At 72.4% G+C, this 20,795-nt stretch carries 25 protein-coding genes and 1 tRNA gene; 9 read left to right on the top strand and 17 right to left on the bottom strand.

Annotated features, from left to right (window positions below; all coding sequences use genetic code 11):
• Nucleotides 1-678, bottom strand: a complete 678-nt coding sequence (locus ACILRH_RS08405; protein ID WP_395692351.1) for an NADPH-dependent F420 reductase — start codon at nucleotides 676-678, stop codon at nucleotides 1-3.
• A gap of 90 nt (nucleotides 679-768) precedes the next feature.
• On the opposite strand from ACILRH_RS08405, the gene ACILRH_RS08400 reads away from it, so the two are divergent.
• Genes ACILRH_RS08400 through ACILRH_RS08390 form a run of 3 tightly spaced genes read left to right on the top strand, consistent with a single transcriptional unit; the run spans nucleotide 769 to nucleotide 3,006 of the window.
• Entirely contained in the window at nucleotides 769-1,341 is a 573-nt protein-coding gene (locus ACILRH_RS08400) for a TetR/AcrR family transcriptional regulator (protein WP_395692350.1), read from the top strand.
• 56 nt (nucleotides 1,342-1,397) lie between these two features.
• Complete coding sequence (locus ACILRH_RS08395) at nucleotides 1,398-2,411, top strand: aldo/keto reductase (RefSeq protein ID WP_395692349.1); 1,014 nt, start codon at nucleotides 1,398-1,400, stop codon at nucleotides 2,409-2,411.
• Between the two features lie 10 nt (nucleotides 2,412-2,421).
• Nucleotides 2,422-3,006 (top strand): TetR family transcriptional regulator, encoded by a 585-nt coding sequence (locus tag ACILRH_RS08390; protein ID WP_395692348.1) that lies wholly within the window; start codon nucleotides 2,422-2,424, stop codon nucleotides 3,004-3,006.
• A gap of 305 nt (nucleotides 3,007-3,311) precedes the next feature.
• Here the strand turns inward: ACILRH_RS08390 and ACILRH_RS08385 are convergent.
• The 6 genes from ACILRH_RS08385 to ACILRH_RS08360 form a co-directional block, all read right to left on the bottom strand.
• Nucleotides 3,312-3,385: transfer RNA gene (locus ACILRH_RS08385), tRNA-Met, on the bottom strand.
• A gap of 62 nt (nucleotides 3,386-3,447) precedes the next feature.
• Complete coding sequence (locus tag ACILRH_RS08380) at nucleotides 3,448-6,519, bottom strand: UPF0182 family protein (RefSeq protein ID WP_395692347.1); 3,072 nt, start codon at nucleotides 6,517-6,519, stop codon at nucleotides 3,448-3,450.
• A 19-nt stretch (nucleotides 6,520-6,538) separates the two neighbouring features.
• Complete coding sequence (locus tag ACILRH_RS08375; protein WP_395692345.1) at nucleotides 6,539-7,123, bottom strand: PPA1309 family protein; 585 nt, start codon at nucleotides 7,121-7,123, stop codon at nucleotides 6,539-6,541.
• Entirely contained in the window at nucleotides 7,120-8,184 is a 1,065-nt protein-coding gene (locus ACILRH_RS08370; protein ID WP_395692343.1) for a PDZ domain-containing protein, read from the bottom strand. The genes ACILRH_RS08375 and ACILRH_RS08370 overlap by 4 nt, the downstream gene beginning before the upstream one ends.
• Before the next feature lie 86 nt (nucleotides 8,185-8,270).
• Nucleotides 8,271-8,516 carry a hypothetical protein gene (locus tag ACILRH_RS08365; protein ID WP_395692341.1) on the bottom strand — a complete coding sequence of 82 codons (246 nt, stop codon included), beginning with the start codon at nucleotides 8,514-8,516 and terminating at the stop codon, nucleotides 8,271-8,273.
• Nucleotides 8,517-8,577: 61 nt separating this feature from the next.
• Nucleotides 8,578-9,024: a molybdenum cofactor biosynthesis protein MoaE gene (locus tag ACILRH_RS08360; RefSeq protein WP_395692339.1), complete on the bottom strand. Its 447-nt coding sequence runs from the start codon at nucleotides 9,022-9,024 to the stop codon at nucleotides 8,578-8,580.
• Nucleotides 9,025-9,099: 75 nt separating this feature from the next.
• On the opposite strand from ACILRH_RS08360, the gene ACILRH_RS08355 reads away from it, so the two are divergent.
• Together ACILRH_RS08355 and ACILRH_RS08350 are read left to right on the top strand one after the other, a co-directional pair.
• Complete coding sequence (locus ACILRH_RS08355; protein WP_395692337.1) at nucleotides 9,100-10,461, top strand: zinc-dependent metalloprotease; 1,362 nt, start codon at nucleotides 9,100-9,102, stop codon at nucleotides 10,459-10,461.
• Nucleotides 10,458-11,057, top strand: a complete 600-nt coding sequence (locus ACILRH_RS08350) for an NUDIX hydrolase (protein WP_395692335.1) — start codon at nucleotides 10,458-10,460, stop codon at nucleotides 11,055-11,057. Before ACILRH_RS08355 ends, ACILRH_RS08350 begins: the two co-directional genes overlap by 4 nt.
• On the opposite strand, the gene ACILRH_RS08345 is transcribed toward ACILRH_RS08350, so the two are convergent.
• From ACILRH_RS08345 to ACILRH_RS08335, 3 genes are all read right to left on the bottom strand, one after another.
• Nucleotides 10,994-11,539, bottom strand: a complete 546-nt coding sequence (locus ACILRH_RS08345) for a M48 family metallopeptidase (RefSeq protein ID WP_395692333.1) — start codon at nucleotides 11,537-11,539, stop codon at nucleotides 10,994-10,996. The two genes, ACILRH_RS08350 and ACILRH_RS08345, sit on opposite strands and share 64 nt — an antisense overlap.
• Before the next feature lie 17 nt (nucleotides 11,540-11,556).
• On the bottom strand, nucleotides 11,557-12,600 hold the full coding sequence (locus ACILRH_RS08340; RefSeq protein WP_395692332.1) for a PHP domain-containing protein: 1,044 nt from the start codon (nucleotides 12,598-12,600) through the stop codon (nucleotides 11,557-11,559).
• A gap of 331 nt (nucleotides 12,601-12,931) precedes the next feature.
• Nucleotides 12,932-13,759, bottom strand: a complete 828-nt coding sequence (locus ACILRH_RS08335; RefSeq protein WP_395692331.1) for an enoyl-CoA hydratase/isomerase family protein — start codon at nucleotides 13,757-13,759, stop codon at nucleotides 12,932-12,934.
• Nucleotides 13,760-13,948: 189 nt separating this feature from the next.
• Between ACILRH_RS08335 and ACILRH_RS08330 the strand changes: the two genes are divergently transcribed.
• Together ACILRH_RS08330 and ACILRH_RS08325 are read left to right on the top strand one after the other, a co-directional pair.
• The gene (locus ACILRH_RS08330) at nucleotides 13,949-14,107 is read left to right on the top strand and encodes a DUF5679 domain-containing protein (protein WP_011754982.1); all 159 of its coding nucleotides are present in this window, start codon (nucleotides 13,949-13,951) and stop codon (nucleotides 14,105-14,107) included.
• Between the two features lie 154 nt (nucleotides 14,108-14,261).
• A complete protein-coding gene (locus tag ACILRH_RS08325) occupies nucleotides 14,262-15,017 on the top strand; it encodes a hypothetical protein (RefSeq protein WP_395692329.1) in 756 nt (251 codons plus the stop codon).
• Nucleotides 15,018-15,039: 22 nt separating this feature from the next.
• Here ACILRH_RS08325 and ACILRH_RS08320 read toward each other — a convergent pair whose 3' ends face one another.
• The 6 genes from ACILRH_RS08320 to ACILRH_RS08295 form a co-directional block, all read right to left on the bottom strand.
• A complete protein-coding gene (locus ACILRH_RS08320; RefSeq protein ID WP_395692327.1) occupies nucleotides 15,040-15,201 on the bottom strand; it encodes a hypothetical protein in 162 nt (53 codons plus the stop codon).
• 116 nt (nucleotides 15,202-15,317) lie between these two features.
• Nucleotides 15,318-15,473 (bottom strand): hypothetical protein, encoded by a 156-nt coding sequence (locus ACILRH_RS08315; RefSeq protein ID WP_395692325.1) that lies wholly within the window; start codon nucleotides 15,471-15,473, stop codon nucleotides 15,318-15,320.
• Nucleotides 15,474-15,542: 69 nt separating this feature from the next.
• On the bottom strand, nucleotides 15,543-15,707 hold the full coding sequence (locus ACILRH_RS08310) for a hypothetical protein (RefSeq protein WP_395692323.1): 165 nt from the start codon (nucleotides 15,705-15,707) through the stop codon (nucleotides 15,543-15,545).
• Nucleotides 15,708-15,782: 75 nt separating this feature from the next.
• Nucleotides 15,783-16,127, bottom strand: a complete 345-nt coding sequence (locus ACILRH_RS08305; RefSeq protein WP_395692322.1) for a WhiB family transcriptional regulator — start codon at nucleotides 16,125-16,127, stop codon at nucleotides 15,783-15,785.
• A gap of 123 nt (nucleotides 16,128-16,250) precedes the next feature.
• The gene (locus tag ACILRH_RS08300) at nucleotides 16,251-16,481 is read right to left on the bottom strand and encodes a hypothetical protein (RefSeq protein ID WP_395692320.1); all 231 of its coding nucleotides are present in this window, start codon (nucleotides 16,479-16,481) and stop codon (nucleotides 16,251-16,253) included.
• 152 nt (nucleotides 16,482-16,633) lie between these two features.
• Nucleotides 16,634-18,685, bottom strand: coding sequence for an ATP-dependent DNA helicase UvrD2 (locus ACILRH_RS08295; RefSeq protein WP_395692319.1), 2,052 nt, complete (start codon nucleotides 18,683-18,685; stop codon nucleotides 16,634-16,636).
• Between the two features lie 80 nt (nucleotides 18,686-18,765).
• Between ACILRH_RS08295 and ACILRH_RS08290 the strand changes: the two genes are divergently transcribed.
• Nucleotides 18,766-19,017 (top strand): mycoredoxin, encoded by a 252-nt coding sequence (locus tag ACILRH_RS08290; protein ID WP_395692318.1) that lies wholly within the window; start codon nucleotides 18,766-18,768, stop codon nucleotides 19,015-19,017.
• A gap of 124 nt (nucleotides 19,018-19,141) precedes the next feature.
• On the opposite strand, the gene nudC is transcribed toward ACILRH_RS08290, so the two are convergent.
• Entirely contained in the window at nucleotides 19,142-20,053 is a 912-nt protein-coding gene (nudC, locus tag ACILRH_RS08285; RefSeq protein ID WP_395692317.1) for an NAD(+) diphosphatase, read from the bottom strand.
• 30 nt (nucleotides 20,054-20,083) lie between these two features.
• On the opposite strand from nudC, the gene deoD reads away from it, so the two are divergent.
• On the top strand, nucleotides 20,084-20,791 hold the full coding sequence (deoD, locus tag ACILRH_RS08280; protein ID WP_395692316.1) for a purine-nucleoside phosphorylase: 708 nt from the start codon (nucleotides 20,084-20,086) through the stop codon (nucleotides 20,789-20,791).
• The last annotated feature ends 4 nt before the right edge of the window (nucleotides 20,792-20,795 follow it).

Here is a 20,795-nt window from a genome sequence, read left to right as displayed (position 1 = left end):
TCAGCGGACGATCTTGAAGTTAAACGTGCCGGTGCCCAGCGTGCCCATCAGCCGCAGCCAGACAGGCAGGAGCATCTCGGTGCCACGTGCCGTCTCGAGCGGGCCGAGGTCGATGACGTCGTCGTGCCCGAAGCTCTCCAGGAGCGAGACCACGGTGGCCTTGGCCTGGGCATCGTCGCCGGAGACGAAGATCGTCGAGGACTCCCCGAGCGACTTCGGGTCGACCATCAGCGAGGCCGTCAGCGTGTTGAGGGTCTTGACGACCTTCGTCTCGGGGAAGGCGCGCTGGATCTGCTCGCCCAGGGAGTCGGTGTCCTTGACCGACAGGGTGGGCGGGAACCCGTTGGAGAAGTCCAGCGGGTTGGCGATGTCGACGAGCACCTTGCCGGCCAGGTTGTCCGCACCGGCGAGGCCGAGCACGTCGAGAGCGGCGGCGCCGGAGGAGGCGTTGACCACGAGCTCGGCGCCAACGGCGGCATCGGCGAAGGTGGCGACTGCCACGCCCTCGTGGGCCGCGCGCCAGGCCGAGAACGGCGGGTTGCCCATGCCGACGGGCTCGGTGCGGGCGAGCGTGGCCTCCGGGTCGCGGGTGCCGATCACCACGGTGTGGCCGAGCTCGTGCAGACGGCCGGCGATCGCCTGGCCGACCATGCCGGTGCCGAGAACTGCGATGTTCATGAGATGCCCTTCGAGAGGTTCCGAGACGGTAGACAGGTTTGTCTGCCGTTGGCATGGACAGTAACAGACAGGTCTGTCTATCATCAAAGGGTGACCCCCTCCCCCGCCCGCGAGCGCATCCTCGACACCGCCTTCCGGCTGTTCTATGCCCGTGGTATTCGAGCGGTCGGCGTGGACCTGATCATCGCCGAGTCCGGCGTGGCGAAGGCGACCTTCTACAAGCACTTCCCGGCCAAGGACGAGCTCGTCCTCGCCTACCTCGAGAAGGTGGACGGGATCTGGACTGGACAGCTCCGGGCGGCCGCCGAAGCCGCCGGCCCCAACCCCGCGGACCAGCTGGTCGGGCTCTTCGACGCCCTGGGAACGGCCTGCCGCCGGGACGGCTACCGGGGCTGCGCGTTCATCAACGCTGCCGCAGAGGCCGCTCCCGGCACTCCGGTGCACGAGCGCACCATCGCGCACAAGCGGGCCGTGCTCGCGTGGCTGCGCGACCTGACCGCCCGCACGGGCGCCGACGACCCGGACTCGCTGGCGAGGTCACTGGCGCTGTTGCTCGACGGCGGCCTCGCGGACGGCGCGCTCGCCGCGGACCCCGAGGCCCCACGTGCAGCCAAGCAGGCGGCTCGCGCCCTGATCGCAGGCGCGCTCACCCGCGCGGCGTAACGTTAGATCAAGTGACAGAATTTGCAATCTGTCACTTGATACTTCACCATGGTGGCATGACTACGCACCCCTCCACCATCACCCCGCCGCGTCGACTGGGCACCACGGGCCCCACCGTCGCCCCCCTCGGCCTCGGCCTGATGGGTATGTCCGACCTCTACGGGCCGGCCGACGAGGCCGAGAGCATCGCCACCATCCACGCGGCTCTCGACGCCGGCGTCACACTGCTCGACACTGGCGACTTCTACGGCATGGGCCACAACGAGCTCTTGCTGCGCGAAGCGCTCCGCGGCCGCGACCGTGACCAGGTGCAGGTCAGCGTCAAGTACGGCGTGCTGCGTGGCCCGGACGGCTCCTGGAACGGCGTCGACACTCGGCCGGCGGCGACCAAGAACGCCCTCGCCCAGACGCTGCGCAAGCTCGGCACCGACCACGTCGACATCTACCGACCCGCACGCCTGGACCCGTCGGTCCCGGTCGAGGAGACCGTCGGCGCGCTCGCCGAGCTCGTCGCGGCCGGCTACGTACGTCACATCGGCCTGTCCGAGGTTGGCGCGCAGACCCTGCGCCGGGCGGCCGCCGTGCACCCGATCGCCGACCTGCAGATCGAGTACTCCCTGGTCTCGCGCGGCATCGAGGCCGAGATCCTGCCTGCCGCCCGTGAGCTCGGCGTGGGGATCACGGCCTACGGCGTCCTCTCTCGAGGGTTGCTCTCCGGTCACTGGAGCGCCGACCGGGAGGTCCGTGACTTCCGTGCGCACCTTCCCCGGTTCACCGGCGAGAACCTGGAGGCCAACCTGCGCCTGGTCGAGGTGCTCCGCGACGTCGCCGAGGCCCAAGGCGCCACCGTCGCCCAGGTCGCGATCGCCTGGGTGGCCTCGCGGGGCACAGACATCGTGCCGCTGGTCGGCGCTCGGAGCCGGGCCCGGCTCGAGGAGTCCCTCGGTGCGCTGGACCTGGACCTGTCCGAGCCTGACCTGGCAGCAATCGAGGCGGCCGTGCCCCCGGGCGCGGTGGCCGGCACCCGCTACGACGCGGCGCAGATGTCCTTCCTGGACAGTGAGAAGTAGGTTGCCGCCCGTGCCCGAGGCGCTGACCGCCGAGAGCATCATGCAGGCCGCTGAGGAGGTGCTGCGTCGCTACGGACCGGCCAAGACCACCGTGGTCGACGTGGCCCGCGCCCTCGACGTCAGTCACGGCTCGGTCTACCGGCACTTCCCCAGCAAGGCCGCCCTGCGCGACGCGGTCACCCAACGCTGGCTGGACCGAATCTCGGCACCACTTGAGGAGATCGTCGCCGAAACCGGCGACCCGGCGGGGCGGCTGCGGACCTGGGTGCGGCAGTTGGCCGCGTCCAAGCAGAGCATCGCTCGCGAAGACCCGGAGCTGTTCGCCACCTTCCGCAAGGTCACCGCGGAGTCCGGCGAGGTGATCGACGCGCACGTCGAGCACCTCGCCGCCCAACTCGCCCGGATCGTGCAGGACGGAGTCGCCGACGGCGTACTAGCCTCCGTCGATCCGCAGGTGTCCGGCCGAGCCGTGCTGCAGGCCACGGCGATGTTCCACCACCCGGCACACGCCGACGAATGGGCGGACCCCGCTCTCCACGACCAGCTCGAGGCCGTGCTCGACCTGCTCCTCGAGGGGCTCCTGCCCCGCGGCTGAGGACCCCCCGGCAAACGTGTCGACCGCTGGGCACTGAACCTGCGGTCGCTGATTGCCTTTGTCGCCGATCAGGCGAGGCGAACGCCAGGCCAACACTGGCTGGCGATCGCGACCTCTGGGTCATCGGCAAAAAGGTCGCCCAAATCGACCTTCCGCCATTCCTCGCCAAGCATCGCGGTTCTTCGCCAGACGACCTTGCCGGCATCCCTTTGGAGGCAATGTCAGCAGACATCGTGCTGACAACAGATGCCAGAACCGGGCCCTGGTAACCCACGAGCCCGGCTCTGACCTGCGATCTTCCTTTGTAGCGGGGGCAGGATTTGAACCTGCGACCTCTGGGTTATGAGCCCAGCGAGCTACCGAGCTGCTCCACCCCGCGTCGGTGAACACCACCGTAGTCGAAGGTGGCGGCCAACCCAAATCGGACGGGCGTGGGGGTGATCACCCGGAGGCGGAGCCGGAGGACGACGCCGACGGCGAGGAGCCGGCGGAGGCGCCGGCCGACGGGGACGCCGTAGCGCCCGCCTTCTCCTTGTCGGGCAGCTCCTTGGCGAGGTCGAAGGCCCTGGCGACGAGGGCCTTGCCCTCCTCGGTCAGCCGTGCGGCCTCCACCGGGTCGCCCGAGCGGGCGGCGGCGTCGGCCGCGGTGAACTTGCCCTGCGCCTGGTCGAGCAGGTCGTGGATCCGGCTGACCAGCGATCCGCTCGAGGTGTCACCGCCGTTGTCGCCGCCGTTGTCACCCCCGTTCCCGGTGCCGCCGTCGCCCGTGTCCCCGCCGGTGTCACCGCCCGTGTCCGGCGGCAGCGAGCTGTCCAGCGCATCGGCCAGCGCCGCGGGCAGCGAGGTGCCGATCCCCACCTGGCCGTTGTAGGAGACCAGGACGTACGCCAGGCTCGGGTAGCTGACCGACGACGCCGCGCGCTGCCCGTAGACCGGCTCGACGTAGAGGAATCCGTCGTCGAGGGGGATCGTGAGCAGGTTTCCGTTGATCACCTGACCGCCGCTGCGGTTGAAGACACCGAACTTGTCGGCGACGTCGGCGTCGGAGTTGAAGTCGTTCGCAACCTGGCCGGGGCCCTTGGCGCCCTGGTCGGCGAGCTGGAGGACCCTGATCTTGCCGTAGTCAGGGGAGCTCGCGTCGGAGTCGACCGTCATGAACGCCGCCAGGTTGCTCTTCTTGTAGGGCACCAGGCTCGATGTCAGCGAGAAGACCGGCTGACCGGCCCCGGCGCCCTCGGACTGGTCCACGAACAGCCGGTACGGCGGCTGCAGGTTGCTGGTCGAGTTCGGGTCGACCGGCACCTCCCAGCGGTTGTTGCCCTGGTAGAAGTCGCTCGGCTGCACGTGGTAGCGGGCGAACTGGTAGCGCTGGGCCTTGAACATGTCCTCGGGGTACCGCAGGTGGTCGGTCACGGCCTGCGGGATCTCCGACTTCGGCAGCACGGTGCCGGGGAACGCCTTCTCCCAGGTCTGCAGGATCGGGTCGGTCTGGTCCCAGGCGTAGAGCTTGACCGTCCCGTCGTAGGCGTCGACCGTCGCCTTCACCGCGTTGCGCATGTAGTTGATCTCGTCGGTCGGCACCGTGCGCAGGGTCTCGTTGGTCTGCAGCGAGTCGTTGGTCATCGTGTCGAACGACTCGCGCTGGGAGCCCGGGTAGCGATCGGTCGTGGTGTAGCCGTCGAGCACCCACAGGATCCGGCCGTCGGCCACGATCGGGTAGGCGTCGCCGTCGACGGTCAGCCAGGGTGCCGCCTTCTCGACCCGGGTCCGCGGGTCCCGGTTGTAGAGGATCTTGCTGTCGGCGTTGACCCGCCCCGAGAGCAGGAAGTTCGGCTCGCCGTACTTCACCGCGTACATCAGCTGCCGGAACGTGCTGCCGATCGGCACCCCGCCGGTGCCGTCGTACGTCGTGGTCTGGTCGGAGTCGGACTGGTCCTCCGACGAGGTGCCGGTCGGCAGGTCGAGCTCGACCGAGCTGGTGCCGGGCACCTTGCCGACGATCGAGTAGTCGGGGCTCTGCTCACCGAAGTACACCCGCTGCTCGAAGTCGCCGGTCGCCTGGGCGAGGGCGTCCTGGCCGGCCCCGCGACCCTGCGCCCACTGGGTCGTGTCGAGCGAGCTGTCGGTGCCCGAGGGAAGCTGGTCCGCGGTCGTGCGCTGGTTGCCGTAGGCCGCGATCACGCCTGAGCCGTGGGTGTAGACGGTGTGCAGGTTCGACCAGTTCTGGTCACCGTCGGGGATGCCGGACTGGTCCAGCTCGCGCACGCCGAGGACGAGCGCGCGGTCGGTCCCGTCGATGGGGTAGTGGTCGACGTCGAGCACGTCGGCGACCGAGTAGTACGCCCGTCCCTGCTGCACCTGCTCGAAGGTCGGGCTCACCAGCTTCGGGTCCACCAGCGGCACGGATGCGGTCTGGGCGTCCAGGAGCGTCCTGCTGGACGTGCTGATGGTCGCGTCGGGGACCGTGGTCACGCTGATGTCGTCGATGTCGTACGCCGCGCGGGTCGCCTCGATGTTGCGGGTGATGTACGGCAGCTCCTTGTCGGCCTCCGAGGGCTTGACCTGGAACTGCTGCACGATGCCCGGCCAGATCAGCCCGAGCAGGATCGCGGAGACCGCGAGCAGCGCGAGACCGACCGAGGGCAGCAGCCAGGTGCGCCGCCAGACGTTGACGAAGAACAGCACCGCGCAGAGCAGCGAGATGGCGAGCAGGATGTTCTTGGCCGGCAGCACCGCGTGGTCGCCGGTGTAGTTCATGCCGGTGATCAGCGACCCACCGTGGTTGACCAGGTCGAAGCGGTCGAGCCAGTAGTCGGCCGCCTTCGCGAGCACGAAGAGGCCCAGCAGCAACGACAGCTGCGCCTGCGCCGGCCCGGAGAAGCGGTCGCGCGGCGTCTGCAGCCGGATGCCGCCGTAGAGGTAGTGCGTGACGGCGGCGGCGATGACCGAGATGACCAGCGCGGCCATCGCGAAGTCGACGAGGTAGTGCAGCCACGGCAGGTCGAAGACGTAGAACCCGATGTCCTTGTTGAACCAGTGGTCCTTCTCCCCGAAGGGGACGCCGTTGCGCCACAGCAGGTAGTCGCGCCACTCCCCGATCGCCGAGCTGCCGGCGAAGGCACCCAGCACCAGGGAGATCCCGACCAGCAGCCAGGTGCGGATCGGCGTGACCGCGTCGCGGTAGCGGTCCAGGCCGGTCTGCTCGTTCGAGCTCGGCCGGAAGAACGGGCGGAATCGGTAGGCGAGATAGATGTTGAGCCCGACCACCACCGCCATCAGCGCCCCGAAGCCGAGGAACAGGCCGGTCTTGGTCCAGAAGAGGGTCGAGAACACCGAGCCGTAGCCGCCGACCCGGTACCAGAGCCGGTCGGTGTAGAGCGTGGCGAAGGTGCTCAGCCCGAAGAACAGCACCACGAGCACGACCGCGGTGATGATCAGGGCGCGCGACCGGCGCGACCCCTGGCGGGGCGCCGGCCCGGCGGGCTCGGTCCCCTCGTCGAACAGCTCACTCATGCGGGCCTCACTCCGGTGTTCACTCCCGGGTCTCCTCCTCCAACGTCGCCACGAGCAGCTCCAGCAGCCCGGGCACCAGCTGCGCACCGCCCACCACCGACTGGTCGTCGTCGTGGGCACGCAGTCGCAGCGCACAGTACGTCGACCCGCCACGCGTCGCCCCGGCCACGATCCGGACCTCCTGCCGGTCGGGGTGCTCGCGGGCGAACTCCTCGGCCGAGCCCGGGTCCTCCGGCAGGTCGTCGTCAGCCCCCGGCGGCAGCACGAGCCGCTCGACCACGGCGGCACACCCGGCGACCTCCGGCGACCACGTGATCGACTCCAGCGCCACCTCCAGCGGCTGGTCGGCCGCGAGGTGGTCCTGCTCGACGGCGGTCAGGGAGCCCTCGGCCGACGCGTCGTCCAGGCCCATCGCGGCCGCCAGGGCCGGCTCCCGCCGCACCAGGGACGCCGTCTCGACCAGCGCGTACAGGCGCGCGGGACGGTCCCAGCCCTCGGCGGCGGCGTGGCCCTCGATCTCGAGCACCGCGGTCGCCAGGGCCGGGTCGACGTCCAGGTCGGGCTCGTGGCCCGGCTCGCCACCGGGCTCGTCGGCGTCGCTCACGAGGCCACTCCCTCACAGCTCGGCAGCGTCGCGTCCGGGTCCTTCACCCAGGCCTGGATGGCGACCCGCGCGTCGTGCATGGTGTCGGCGCGCACCAGGCGCATGTCGCCGTTGGGTGCGCCCAGCGCGTCCTGGCAGTTGTCCGGCGGCACGAGGAACAGCTGGGCGCCGGCGTCCCGGGCGCCCACGATCTTCTGCTGGATCCCCCCGATCGGGCCGACGGCACCCGTGGCGTCCATGGTGCCGGTGCCGGCGACCGTCTTGCCGCCGGTGAGCGAGCCCGGGGTGAGCGTGTCGTAGATGCCGAGGGAGAACATCAGCCCGGCGCTGGGACCACCGATGCCGTCGGACAGGTTGATCGCGACGTCGACCGGCAGGTCCTTCTTGACCTGCGCCCCCACCGAGATGCCCACCTGGGGCTTGCCGTCCACGGTGCGCGGCGTCACCTGCACGGTGCGGCGCTGGCCGTCGCGGCGGACCACGAACGTCACCGGCTCGCCCGCCGACGCGGACGTCACGGCGTCGACGACGTCCTGGGTCGTCGCGGTCGCGGCACCGTCCACGCTCAGCACCACGTCACCGGCCCGCAGCCGGCCCTCGGCCGGGGCGCCGGCGGTGACGTCCGCGACGACCGGCTCGGTGACGTCGTAGCCGAGCTCCTCCAGCGCGACCGCTGTCGCAGCGTCCTGGGAGGAGGTCATCTGGGCCGCTCCCTCCTGCTTGTTCTGGGCGACCGTCTCGTCCTGGCGGTAGACCGCGTCGTAGGGGTAGACGGCGTCCTCGTCGCTGGCCCAGTCACGCATCAGCTCGAAGAGGTTGTTCTTGCCCTCCGGGCGCGGCTGGGAGACGTAGACCGTCGTCATCCGCAGCTGCCCGTCGTCGGCGTAGGACTTCGCCCCGGTCACGGCGATGATCGGCTTGCCGTCGTCGTTGTCACCGAGCACGTTCACGGTCAGGCCGGGCTCGTAGGTGACGTAGGGCAGCGGGACGAGCGCGGCGGTCACCCACAGACCGATGAGCAGCGGCACGGCGAGGATGCCGGCGAGGGTGCGCTGCGTCATGGCGCAAGCCTGTCAGATCCACCCTGAACCGAACCCAGGTGACCCTGAGCGTGGCCCAAGAGTTCCCCCGCGGACCCGGTGGTCCCTCAGGAGGCCCGGCGCGACGGCCGCACCGCGATGCCGGTGGAGCGGTCGGCCTCGGGTCGGGGTGCGGCGTAGCCCGGGGTGGGCCGGCGGCGGCGCCGGTCGTCGGGCTCCAGCGCGGCGGCCAGCCGGCGTACGGCGATCTCCCGGTCGACCTCGCCGCGGCCCTCGCGGCCCCACCAGGCGACCCAGAGCATGGCGACGAAGGTGACGACGACCGACGGCACCAGCCAGAGCAGGACCTCCACGCGGACGAGGGTACGGACCGCGGGGCCCCGGAGCGGGGAGGCGCGCTCGGCCTGCTGCCGGCTACGGCGTCCCGACCCACTCGTCGGAGCCGTCGCCGAACCGCTGGTGCTTCCAGATCGGCACCTCGGCCTTGAGCGTGTCGATCAGCGCCCGCGAGGCGTCGAAGGCGACGCCGCGGTGCGCGGCGGTCGTCGCGACGACGACCGCGATGTCGCCGACCGCGAGCGACCCGACCCGGTGGACCGCGGCGACCCCGTGCACCGGGTGGTCGGCGGCCACCCGCTCGCAGATCGCGCGCATCGTCTCCAGGGCGGTCGGGTGCGCGGAGTAGTCCAGGCCGTCGACGCCCTTGCCGCCGTCGTGGTCGCGCACCCGGCCCACGAACAGGGTCAGGCCGCCCGAGGCGTCGTCGTCGAGCGCGGCGACCACCTCGGCGACGTCGAGGGGCGTCTCACGCAGGTCGACGAGCCGGACGGTCGGGAGGGCGGGACGCTCGAGATCGGTCACCCGGCGATGCTAGGCGGCGGTCCGCCGCCGGAGAAGGCCCGCCGCCGGTTGCCGCCGGGCGCGTACCGTGGAGGCATGACCGACAAGCCCGGCGACGGCTCCGACTCCCCGGACGAGGGCCAGAACCCCTTCAAGGGCACCCCGTTCGAACAGCTCTTCAGCGCGTTCGGCGGCGGCTTCGGCGCGATGGGCGCCCCCGGCGGCGCCGCGGGCGCCGGCATGCCCGACCTCAACCAGATCTTCAGCCAGCTGCAGTTCCTCATGCAGCCCCACGACGGCCCCCTCAACTGGGACTTCGCGCTCGACGTGGCGCGCAAGACCGTTGCCCAGGAGCCGGACCCGAGCCCGACCCAGCGGCAGCAGGACGCCGTCGCCGACGCCGTGCGGCTGGCCGACCACTGGCTCGACGACACCACGACGTTCCCCTCCGGCGTCACCTCGACCGCGGCCTGGAGCCGTGCCGAGTGGATCGTCGCGACCACCGATGTGTGGAAGGTCCTCGTCGAGCCGATCGCCGAGTCCTCGGTGAACGCGTTGTCCGGTGCGCTGCCGGCCGAGGCGCAGGCGATGTCGGGGCCGTTGCTGGGCATCCTGGGGCAGGCGGTCGGCGGCATGCTGGCCCAGCAGGTCGGCTCCGGGCTCGGCACCCTGGCCGCGGAGGTGCTGAGCGTCTCCGACATCGGGCTGCCGCTGGCGACCCGGGGCCGGGCCGCGATCCTGCCCGCCAACGTCGCGCGGTTCGCCGAGGGCCTCGACGTGAGCGAGGACGACGTGCTGCTCTACCTCGCGCTGCGTGAGGCCGCCCACCAGCGGCTGTTCGCGCACGTGCCGTGGCTGCGCGACCACCTGATCGGCGCGGTCGCCGACTACGCGCGCGGCATCGAGATCAACGCCGAGGGCATGCAGGCACGGATGGAGGAGCAGATGCGCGGCATCGACCCCACCAACCCCGAGTCGATGCAGCAGCTCCTCGAGGGCGGCATGTTCGACCTGCCCCAGTCCCCCGCCCAGGCGGCCGCCCTGCAGCGCCTCGAGGTCACCCTCGCGCTGGTCGAGGGCTGGGTGGACGAGGTGGTCGGTCAGGCCACCGCGGAGCGGATGCCGACGGCGACCAAGCTGCAGGAGGCGTTCCGACGGCGCCGGGCCTCGGGCGGGCCGGCGGAGCAGACCTTCTCCACGCTGGTCGGCCTCGAGCTGCGTCCGCGCCGGCTGCGTGACGCCTCCACGCTGTGGGCCTCGTTGCGGACCCGGCAGGGCACCGAGGCGCGCGACGGCGTCTGGATGCACCCCGACCTGCTCCCCACCGCCGCCGACCTCGACGACCCGCTCGGCTTCCGCGAGGACGCGACCGCGCCGCCGGAGCTCAGCGACGCGGACTTCGACGCCGAGCTCGCCAAGCTCCTCGACGGCGAGACCGGCGACGAGCCGGAGGCGTGACGCTCCACGCTGACGCGCTCGCGCTCCTCCAGGGTTGGGCCGCGCCGTCGCCCGCCCAGGAGCGGCTGCGCCGTCGGTACGTCGAGCACCTGCGCGCCCACCCCGACGGGCTGGACCGCGGCTGCCGGCCCGACCACCTCACCGCGAGCACGCTGGTGCTGGACACCTCCCGGGACGCGGTGCTGCTCACCCTGCACGCCAAGGCACATCGGTGGTTCCAGCTCGGCGGGCACTGCGAGCCCGTCGACGAGTCCCTCGCGGGCGCGGCGCTGCGCGAGGCCCGCGAGGAGTCCGGGATCGGGGGGCTGGTGCTCGACCCGGTGCCGGTGCAGCTCAGCGAGCACCCGGTGCCCTTCTGCGGCCCGGACGGCGACGTCCACCACCTCGACGTCCGGTTCGTCGCGGTCGCACCACCGGGGAGCGGCTCGACGGTGAGCGAGGAGTCGCTCGACGTGCGCTGGTGGCCCGCCGACGCGCTGCCCGAGCCCCAGCCCGACCTCGTGGAGCTGGTGGAGCTCGCGCGGGCTCGCGCTCAGTCCAGCTCGTCGCTGGGCGGCGGCTCCAGACGCGCGGCGGCCGACCACCCGATCAGGTAGCCCTTGGCCCGCTCGGCCTGCGGGTAGCGGTCGACCCAGGCCCAGAAGTTGGCGTCGTGCCCGGGCTCGAGGAGGTGGGCGAGCTCGTGGACGAGCACGTAGTCCACGACCCACTGCGGCATGCCCCGCAGCCGGCCCGACAGCCGGATGGTGCGGTCGCCCGGGGTGCACGACCCCCACCGCGACTGCTGGTTGTCGACCCACCGCACCGACTCGGGGACCGCGAGGCCGCCGAGGTAGCGGTCGCTCAGGTCGTGGGCGCGGCGCAGCAGGTCGCCGTCGCTGGGCCGCCGCCGTCGCTCGGATCGCTCGAGGCGGGCGATCATCGTCTCCACCCACTCCGCCTCCTCCTTGCGGGAGAGCGACGCCGGGATCATCACGACCACGCGGTCGCCGTCGCGGTAGGCCGAGACGGTGCGGCGGCGGCGCTTGGAGCGCCGCACCTCCACCTCGGGCCGCGCACCGGACGGGGTCGTCGACATGATTCGAACCTACCCGGTCACGCCCCCTTCGCGGCCCAGGCGAGCAGCCGCTCTCGGGGCCAGGTGTTGACGATCCGGTCGGTGTCGATGCCGGCCGCCTCGGCCCGCTCGCACCCGTAGACCTGGAAGTCCAGCTGACCGGGCGCGTGGGCGTCGCTGTCGATCGAGAACAGGCAGCCCACGTCCCGGGCCAGCTCCAGCAACCGGGTGGGCGGGTCGCGACGCTCGGGGCGGCTGTTGATCTCGACCGCTACGTCGTGCTCGGCGCACGCCTCGAACACCGCGCGCGCGTCGAACTGCGATCCCGGCCGGGTGCCGCGGTTGCCGGTGACCAGCCGCCCGGTGCAGTGGCCCAGCACGTTCGTGCGGGGGTTGCGGACCGCCGCCACCATCCGGCGGGTCATCGCGTCGGCGTCCATCTTCAGCTTGGAGTGGACGCTGGCGACCCGGACGTCGAGGCGGGCGAGCAGGTCGTCGTCCTGGTCGAGGCCGCCGTCGTCGAGGATGTCGACCTCGATGCCGGTCAGCAGTGTGAAGCCCGCGCCGGCGAGGTGCTCGTTGACGGCCTCGACCACCCCGAGCTGGCGGACCAGCCGCTCGCGGCTCAGGCCGTGGGCGACGGTCAGGCGGGGCGAGTGGTCGGTCAGCACGAGGTAGTCGTGGCCCAGCTCGATCGCGGTGAACGCCATCTCCTCGATCGGCGACCCCCCGTCGGACCAGTCCGAGTGCGAGTGCAGGTCGCCGCGCAGCCGGGCCCGCAGCTCGGCGCCGCCCGGGACCAGCGGGCCGCCGTGCTCCTCCTCCAGCGCCGCCAGCCGGTCCGGCAGCTCGCCGCGCACCGCTGCGGTGATCACCTTCGCGGTGCTGGCCCCGACGCCCGGCACCGACGTGATGGTGCCGTCGGCGACCATCGCGGTCACCTGGTCCGGTGGCAGCGGGAGGATCGCGGCGGCCGCGGCGCGGTAGGCCTTGACCTTGTACGTCTCCTCCCGCCCCCGCTCGAGCAGGAACGCGATCCGGCGCAGCGCGGCCACGGGACCGCCGTCGTACGGCTCCGACACGCCGGCCTCCTCCGAGAACTCGGTTGGTTTTCTTCTCTCCACACCCGGTGGACGGCCATTGTCGCTGGTCAGCACCGGGGCCGCGACGCCCGGGCCCGGGCTCTCCACAGGTCCGTCCCGGGCTTGTCCACCGGCTCCGGCCGCTCGTCCACAACGTTGTCCACAGCGTTGTCCACAGGTGGGGTCCACCCGGCGTTGACCCCCGTCCGCCCCGGCTCCTAGCGTGGGCGGCAGATGAGGCCCCCGGCCCACCGACGGACGCTCGCAAGGGGAAGGCAAGCGTCCGCGCGGAGGGTCGGGGGCCTCTCTGCGTCTGCTCGGCCGTGCCGCCTCAGCGGCCGGTGAAGGTCGGCGCCCGCCGCTCCTGGGCGGCCCGGATGCCCTCCTGCAGGTCCGCGGTGGCGAGCGTGACCGGCTGCGCGAGGGCCTCCCACTGCAGGCAGCTCTCGAGATCGGCGTGGCCGCCGTCGCGCAGCGCCAGGGTCGTCAGCCGGCTGGCGATCGGCGCGGTCGCCGCGATCCCCTCGGCCGTGGCCAGCACCTCGTCGAGGAACGTCGCCGGCTCGATGACCCGGGACACCAGGCCCAGCCGCAGCGCCTCCTCGGCGTCGACCACCCGCCCGGTGAGCAGCAGGTCGCGGGCGTGCGCCTCCCCGACCACGTTCGGGAGCAGGTAGGTGCCGGCCATGCCCGCGTGCATCCCCAGCTTGACGAAGGGTGCGCCGAGGCGCGCGCCGGCGGCGGCGTACCGCAGGTCGCAGGCCAGCGCGAGGCAGAGGCCGGCACCGATGGCGGGTCCGTTGACCGCCGCGATCGTCGGCACCTCCAGGCGGCGGATCGACAGCCAGGCACGGTAGAAGGGCATCATCCGGTCGCGCAGCTCGTCGACGGTCGCGTGCGGCTCGCTGGCGATCCAGGACGTGTTGCCCCCGGAGCAGAACGCCGATCCCGCGCCGGTCACGACCACGGCCCGCACGGTGCGGTCGGCGGCGAGGGCGTCGATCGCGCGGACCCACGAGGCGGTCATCTGGTCGGACATCGCGTTGCGCTGGTCGGGGTTGTCCAAGGTGAGCACCGCGACCCCGTCGGAGGGGCGCTCGAGGCGCAGGTGGACGAGGTCGGACGGGTCGCTGGGGGTCGCTGCGGGCTGGTCGGGCATGGGCACAAGGTACTGGGGCCCCGCCGTCGCCGCCGTGACCGGATTCACCGCCTGCGGTGTGCCTGTCACGCTCACGACCGCCCGTGTCGTAGGGTCAGGGACGGTTCGGCGGCATCGTGCCGGACTCCGACGGGTCTTCCCTACCTACCCCGTCGCGACGACCGAGATCAACTAGGCAAGGAGGCCGTCATGGCGGAGACCTGGAGCGGCGAGTTCTACTGCGTGAAGTGCAAGGAGAAGCGCGAGGCCGAGGGCGAGGTCAAGGTCAACGACAAGGGCACCCGGATGGCCAAGGCCGTCTGCCCCGTCTGTGGCACCAACCTCAACCGGATCCTCGGCAAGGCCTGACGCGCGAGCGCAGCGCCCCACGAGTTCCACGACGGCGCCCGGCCGGTCCCCTGCGGACCGGACGGGCGCCGTCGGCCGTCCGGCCCGTCGGGTCCGGACGAAGCAGCCTGTGGACGACCGCGTCCGACGGGCGCCCAGGGGGTAGGTGTCGGTCATGGCACCTCCCCGAACGGGACCACTGCGACTGCGCCCGGGGCTCTTCGTCGTCCGTCGCGACGATGACCACCTCCAGGTCGGGCTGGACCCGCCGTGGCGGGTCGTCGCCCCCGACCGGCCCGACGTGCGCCGCCTGCTCACCGACCTGCGCGCGGGGCGGCCCGCGGACCCCGCCTCACCGGCGGCCCACCGCACGCTGCGGGAGCTGACAGACGCCGGGATGCTGGACGGCGGGTCCCCGCCGCCCGCCGGGGTGCGGCGCGTCGCGCTGCACGTCGAGCCCGGCCTGCGCGAGGAGGCGGAGGCTGCGCTGGGCGCGGCCGGCGCCGTGCCCGACCCGGCCGGAGCGGTCGCCCTGGTCGTCGCCCCCGGTGAGCTGCACCGGCCCGACGTCGACGCGCACGTGCGCGACGGGCGGGCGCACCTGGCGGTGGCCGCCGGGCCGCTCGGGTGGACGATCGGCCCGTTCGTCGTCCCCGGCGCGACCGCGTGCCTGCGGTGCGTCGACGCCCACCGCGGGGAGCTCGACCCGCGTCGCGCCCTGGTCGTCGACCAGCTGGCCGGTCGGCCGGCGGCCCCGGCCGACCCGGTGCTCACCGCGCTCGCGCTCGGCTGGGCGGTCCGCGACGTGCTGCGTCACCTCGACGGCGAGCGGCCCACGACCTGGTCGGCGACCGTCGAGCTCGGCCTCGACCTGCGCCCGCGCCACTGCCCCTGGGCCCGGCACCCGCACTGCGGCTGCGCCTGGGCCTGACGTCCCGGCTGCTCGGGGAGGCTCACCAGAACTCGGAGTCGAGCTTGCCCTCCATCGCGCGCAGGTGGGTCCGCGAGCACTCGTCGCAGTAGGTCCGGCGCCGTCGGTTCTCGACCGAGACGGTCCAGGAGAGGGTCGCGGCGTCGTCCGGCTCGACCCGGCCGCAGAAGTCGCAGGTCGCCATGGCCCCACGCTACGCCCGGAACGACGAAGAGCCGGTACGGCGACCGGCTGGTCGCCGTACCCGGCTCGGTGACACCCGCGATCAGGTCGGGCCTGAGGTGTCGTCACGCCACCCGGTCAGAGCGACCGGGCGAGGGCCAGGCGGGCCCGCTGGGCGGCCTGCTCGGCCTTGCGGCCGAGCCGGCGGGCGCGGGCCAGCTGCGCCCCGCGCTGGAGCTGCTGCGCCTCTCCCAGGCGCGCGGACTGTTGCGCGCGGGCCAGGTTCTCGTGCATGAGATTCATGGTGGTACGTCCGTTCGGGTCGGTGTTCATCGGTGGTGGTTCCTTCGGTGGTGGGACCGCTCAGAGGGTCCGGGCGAGCGCGAGCCGGGCCTGCTGGGCGAGCTGCTCGGCACGGCGGCCGGAACGCCGCGTGCGCGTCAGCCGGCGTCCGGCGCGGGCCTGCTCGGCCTCGCCGAGGCGGGCACGCACGTGCGCGCGGGCCAGGTCCTGGTGGTGGAGGTTCATCTCGGTGTCCTTTGACGTCGTTGTCGCAGAAGGGTGGAGGTGGTGCTGGGACGCTGCCGGTCGAGCGGTGCTGGACTAGGCGGCGACGTGGTTCTTGCGGGGCCGGCCGCGGGGCCGCTTGCGCGGGATCACCACGCCCTGCAGGAAGAGCTGGCCTCCCCAGACTCCCCACGGCTCGCGACGCTCGAGCGCGCCGTCGAGGCAGAGCGTCCGGACCGGACAGTCCTGGCACAGGGCCTTGGCCGCCTCGACGTCCGCAGGGGACTCGGCGAACCACAGCTCGGGGTTGTTGACCCGGCAGGGCAGCAGCTCGTCGTCGACCCGGCTGGCCTGGTCGTGGAGCTCCCCGAGGCTCAGGGCTGCGGGGGGCAGGTCCACCGGCAGGACCGCGTCGGTGCGGACGAGTTCACTGATGGTCATGTTTCACCTCCTTCTTCTGACCTGATCGCGATGGGTGGTGCGGTTCGGGTTCGGAGAAACGAAAAGGCCGCGGATCCCGGGTTTCGGGTTCCGCGGCCTGGAGGCTGCCGGTGGCTGTCGGTGTCAACAGCTCGGTGGTCTCCAGGCACTGGTCCCCGGGAAGTAGGACGGCGCGAGGCCCATGTCTCCCTTGGTGGCGCCCTGGGCGGCCGCGACGATGGCGTTGCGCTCACGCACGGCGAGTGCCGTCGCGGCGGTCCGGACATCGGTCGTCACGCGGAAGGCGTGGCCGCACGTGGGCATGCCGATGGGCGACGGGGTCTGGACCGTCGTACGGGTGATGGTGCTGTTCACGGGGCCACCTCCTTCGGTGAGTCGGGCGCCGATCCTGCCAAGATCGTGTGCGCGGACGTGCAAGGCCAGAAACGTATCGTCCCCGCCGTGTAATGGGCAAACGATTTAGTGGCCATTTCGCGAAATTTTTTCGTCGGGGCCCGTCGAGACGGTCAACCGACCAGCTGGAGGACGTCCTCGCCGTACCGCTCGAGCTTGGAGCGGCCGATCCCGCTGATCCGCAGCAGCGCCTCGGGGGTGCGCGGCTTGTGCTCGGCGATCAGTTGCAACGTGGCGTCGGTGAACACCACGAACGCCGGGACGCTCTCCTCACCCGCCCGCTCCTTGCGCCACTCGCGCAGCCGGTCGAACAGCTCCTCGTCGTACGACGCCGGGCAGTCCGCGCAGCGGCCGCGCTTCTTCTCCGCACCGGTCGTCAGCGGCCGGCCACACTCGCGGCAGCCCGCCACCTTGCGGTGCCGCGGCAGCTCGCGCTGGGCGCGGGCCTCGTCCGGCAGCAGCGTGTCGAGGAAGCGCGAGGGCTTGCGCGAGGCCCGGCCGCCCGGCGACCGGGCCGCCGACCAGGACAGGTGCAGATCGACGCGTGCTCGGGTCATGCCGACGTAGAGCAGCCGGCGCTCCTCCTCGATCGCCGCGGGGGTCTCGGCGTAGGTGATCGGAAGGGTGCCGTCCTGCAGCCCGCACAGGAACACCGCGTCCCACTCCAGGCCCTTGGCGGCGTGGAAGGTCGCGAGCGTGACGCCGTCGGCCACCGGGGCGTGCTGCTCGGCGGCCCGCCGGTCGAGGTCGTCGACGAAGGCGTTGAGTCCCGTTCCCGAGGCATCGGCGGCCCGACCGGCCGCGAACTCGGTGGCCTGGTCGACCAGCGCCTGCCAGGACTCCCAGCGGTCGCGGGTCTGCCCGCGGGTGGTCGGTGCCGTCGGGCTCCAGCCCATGCCGGCCAGGGTCGCACGCACCACGTCGACCCAGTCGTCGGCAGCGTCGGCCTCGCCGGACCGGGCGGCGCCGCGCAGCCGGGTGACCGCCTCGCGGACCTCCGGACGCTCGAAGAAGCGCGCGGCGCCGCGCACGACGTACGGCAGGGACCGCGCGGCCAGCGCCTCCTCGAACGCCTCGGACTGCGCGTTGATGCGGAAGAGGATCGCGACCTCACCGAGCGACCGGCCCGCGTCACGCATCCGCTGCACCTGCGCCGCGACCGCCTCGGCCTCGGCCACCTCGTCGGGGCGCGGGGTGTAGGACACCTCCGGCCCGGAGGGCCGCTGGGCGCGCAGGCGGACCCCCGCGCTGCCGGTGCCGGCCAGCAGGGTGTTGGCGGCGTCGACCACCTCGGGGGTGGACCGGTAGTTGCGCACCAGCTCGACCGAGGTGGTGCCCGGGTGCTTCTGGGGGAAGTCGCGCAGGTAGGCCGCGTTCGCGCCGGCGAAGGAGTAGATCGTCTGCGCCGGGTCGCCGACGACGCAGATCTCGTCGCGCCCGCCGAGCCATAGGTCGAGGAGGGCCGACTGCAGCGGCGAGACGTCCTGGAACTCGTCGACGACGAACCACTTGTACTGACGGCGCACCTGCGCCGCCACGCGCTCGTCGTCGGCCAGCATCCCGGCGGTGAGCAGCAGGACGTCCTCCATGTCCATCCGGCCCTGTCCGCGCTTGACCTCCTCGTAGCTGCCGAACACGCGTCCGACGGTGTCGGGGTCCTGTCCGGCGACGCTGCGCCCGCGGCCGGCGGCGATCCGCGCGTAGTCGTCGGGGTGGACGTTGCTGACCTTGGCCCACTCGACCTCGGACGCCAGGTCGCGCAGCAGCGCCTGGTCGGCCTGCAGCCGGTGCCGCCGGGCCGCGACCGCGAGCATCCCGAGCTTGGACTCGGTCAGCGTCGGCAGCTCGGTGCCGTGCACGGTCGACCAGAAGTAGCGCAGCTGGCGCAGGGCGGCCGAGTGGAACGTCCGGGCCTGCACCCCCGGCGCCCCCAGGGCCCGCAGCCGTCCCCGCATCTCGCCGGCCGCCCGGGTCGTGAACGTGACGGCCAGGACCTCGGTCGGCGCGTAGACACCGGTCGCGACGCCGTACGCGATCCGGTGGGTGATCGCCCGGGTCTTGCCGGTGCCGGCACCGGCGAGCACGCGCACCGGGCCGCGCAGCGCCTCGGCCACCCGGCGCTGCTCGGGGTCCAGCGCGGCGAGGAGCTCCTCAGGGCTGGGCATGCGGTGGAACATCTCCTGGGTGACGGTGGTTGAGTCCGACGAACGTCCGACACCCTAGACGCCGGAGGCGACACTCCCCGATGACCAGCTCGTTCACGATGTACACCACCCCCTGGTGCGGCTACTGCCACCGGCTGAAGAGCCAGCTGGACCGTGAGGGCATCGCCTACGACGTCGTCGACATCGAGCAGGACCCCACCGCGGTGGAGATCGTCGAGTCCGCCAACAACGGCAACCAGACCGTCCCGACCCTCGTCTACACCGACGGCACCGCGCACACGAACCCGTCGCTCGCGCAGGTCAAGGAGAAGCTCGCCGCCCTGGCGGGCTGAGCGGCGTTCGTTTCACCGGTCGCCCGGCGAAATGTGCACGACACGCCGGGGCGGTACGGCGTGTCCTGCACATTTCCCCTGACGACCCCCCTCAGGACGGTCCGGAGCGGTCGTGGGTCGCTCGTCACCAGTGCCCGGGGAGCGTCCCGCCGTACCAGTGCTCGACCAGCGAGCGGCTGATCGAGACCCCGCCGGGGAGCACCAGGGTGCCTGCTTCGGCGAGCTCCCTCATCTCGGCGCGGGTGAACCAGCGCGCGTCCTCGATCTCGTCCTGGTCGACGGTGACCTCGGTCGTCTCCGCACGCCCCACGAAGCCCACCATCAGGCTGGCCGGGAGCGGCCAGGGCTGGTTGCCGAAGTACTCGACCTCTCCCACCCGCACGCCGACCTCCTCGCGCACCTCGCGGCGCACGGCGTCCTCGAGGGTCTCGCCGGGCTCGCAGAAGCCGGCGAGCGTGGAGTAGCGGCCCTCGGGCCACACCGCCTGGCGCCCGAGCAGGCAGCGCTCGTCGTCTGCTCCCGGGGTGCCCGCGGTGACGACCATGATCACCGCCGGGTCCGTGCGCGGGAACTGCGAGTGCCCGTTGGCGCACACCAGCTCGTGGCCCGAGCGCCGGGGCCGCAGCGGCTCCGCGCAGCGCGGGCAGAAGCGGGTCGCGAACAACCACTCGGCCAGGCCGAGGGCGTGGAACACCAGCGGCGCCGCCGCCACCGCGTCGTCGGCGAGGCGCGGCAGCAGCCCGCGCAGCGGCGTCCACTCGCCCTGTGCAGCCGCCTTCGACACCTCGGCGTCCACGACCACCGCGAACCAGGCCCGGTCGTCGTGCTCGCCCAGCAGCACCCGCAGCCCCTCGGGCGCGTCGCCCGGAGACACCCAGTCGATCTGGCCGTCGCGCGGGCGGATCCGTGTCCCCGACACCACCAGGACCCGGGTGTCGGGGTCGGCCCAGCGCCCGGCCAGCCAGGCCTCGTCCTCCCGGCGCTCCGCGGTCCGGTCGTGCGGGTTGGCCGCCAGGCGCTCGTGGGGGAAGCTCACCCGGGCGAGGCTAGCCCTAGGGTGGCCACGGTGAGCACCCACATCGGCGCCGAGCGCGGCGACGTCGCACCCCTCGTCCTGTTCCCGGGCGATCCCCTGCGTGCGCGGTGGATCGCGGAGACCTACCTGGAAGACGCGCGGCTCTACACCGAGGTGCGCGGCATGTACGGCTACACCGGCACCTGGCAGGGCCACCGGGTCTCCGTGCAGGGGTCCGGCATGGGCCAGCCGTCGCTGGCGATCTACGTCAACGAGCTGCTCGGCGAGTACGACGTGCAGACGATCATCCGGGTCGGCTCCTGTGGTGCGATGACCGAGCGGCTCGCCGTCCGCGACATCGTCCTCGCCTCCGGCGCGTGCACCGACTCGTCGATGAACCGGATCCGGTTCGAGGGCCTGGACTACGCCCCGGTCGCCGACTTCGACCTGCTCCACGCCGCCCACGACGCGTCCGCGGGCCGCTCCGGTGTCCACGTCGGGCTGGTCTACAGCAGCGACTCCTTCTACTCCTCGCGACCCGAGCTCGCCCAGCGGCTGGTCGACTACGGCGTGCTCGCCGTGGAGATGGAGGCCAGCGCCCTCTACACCCTGGCCGCGAAGTTCCGCCGCCGGGCGCTCGCCGTCTGCACCGTCTCCGACCACCTGTTCACCGGCGAGGAGACCACTGCGCTCGAGCGCGAGCAGACCTTCGGCGAGATGGTCGAGATCGCGCTCGCCGCCGGTACCGCCGTCGGCTGAGGCG

Source organism: Nocardioides sp. (assembly GCF_044226765.1).
In the GTDB taxonomy this organism is placed as follows: domain Bacteria; phylum Actinomycetota; class Actinomycetes; order Propionibacteriales; family Nocardioidaceae; genus Nocardioides.
This window is presented reverse-complemented; position numbering and strand designations above follow the sequence as displayed.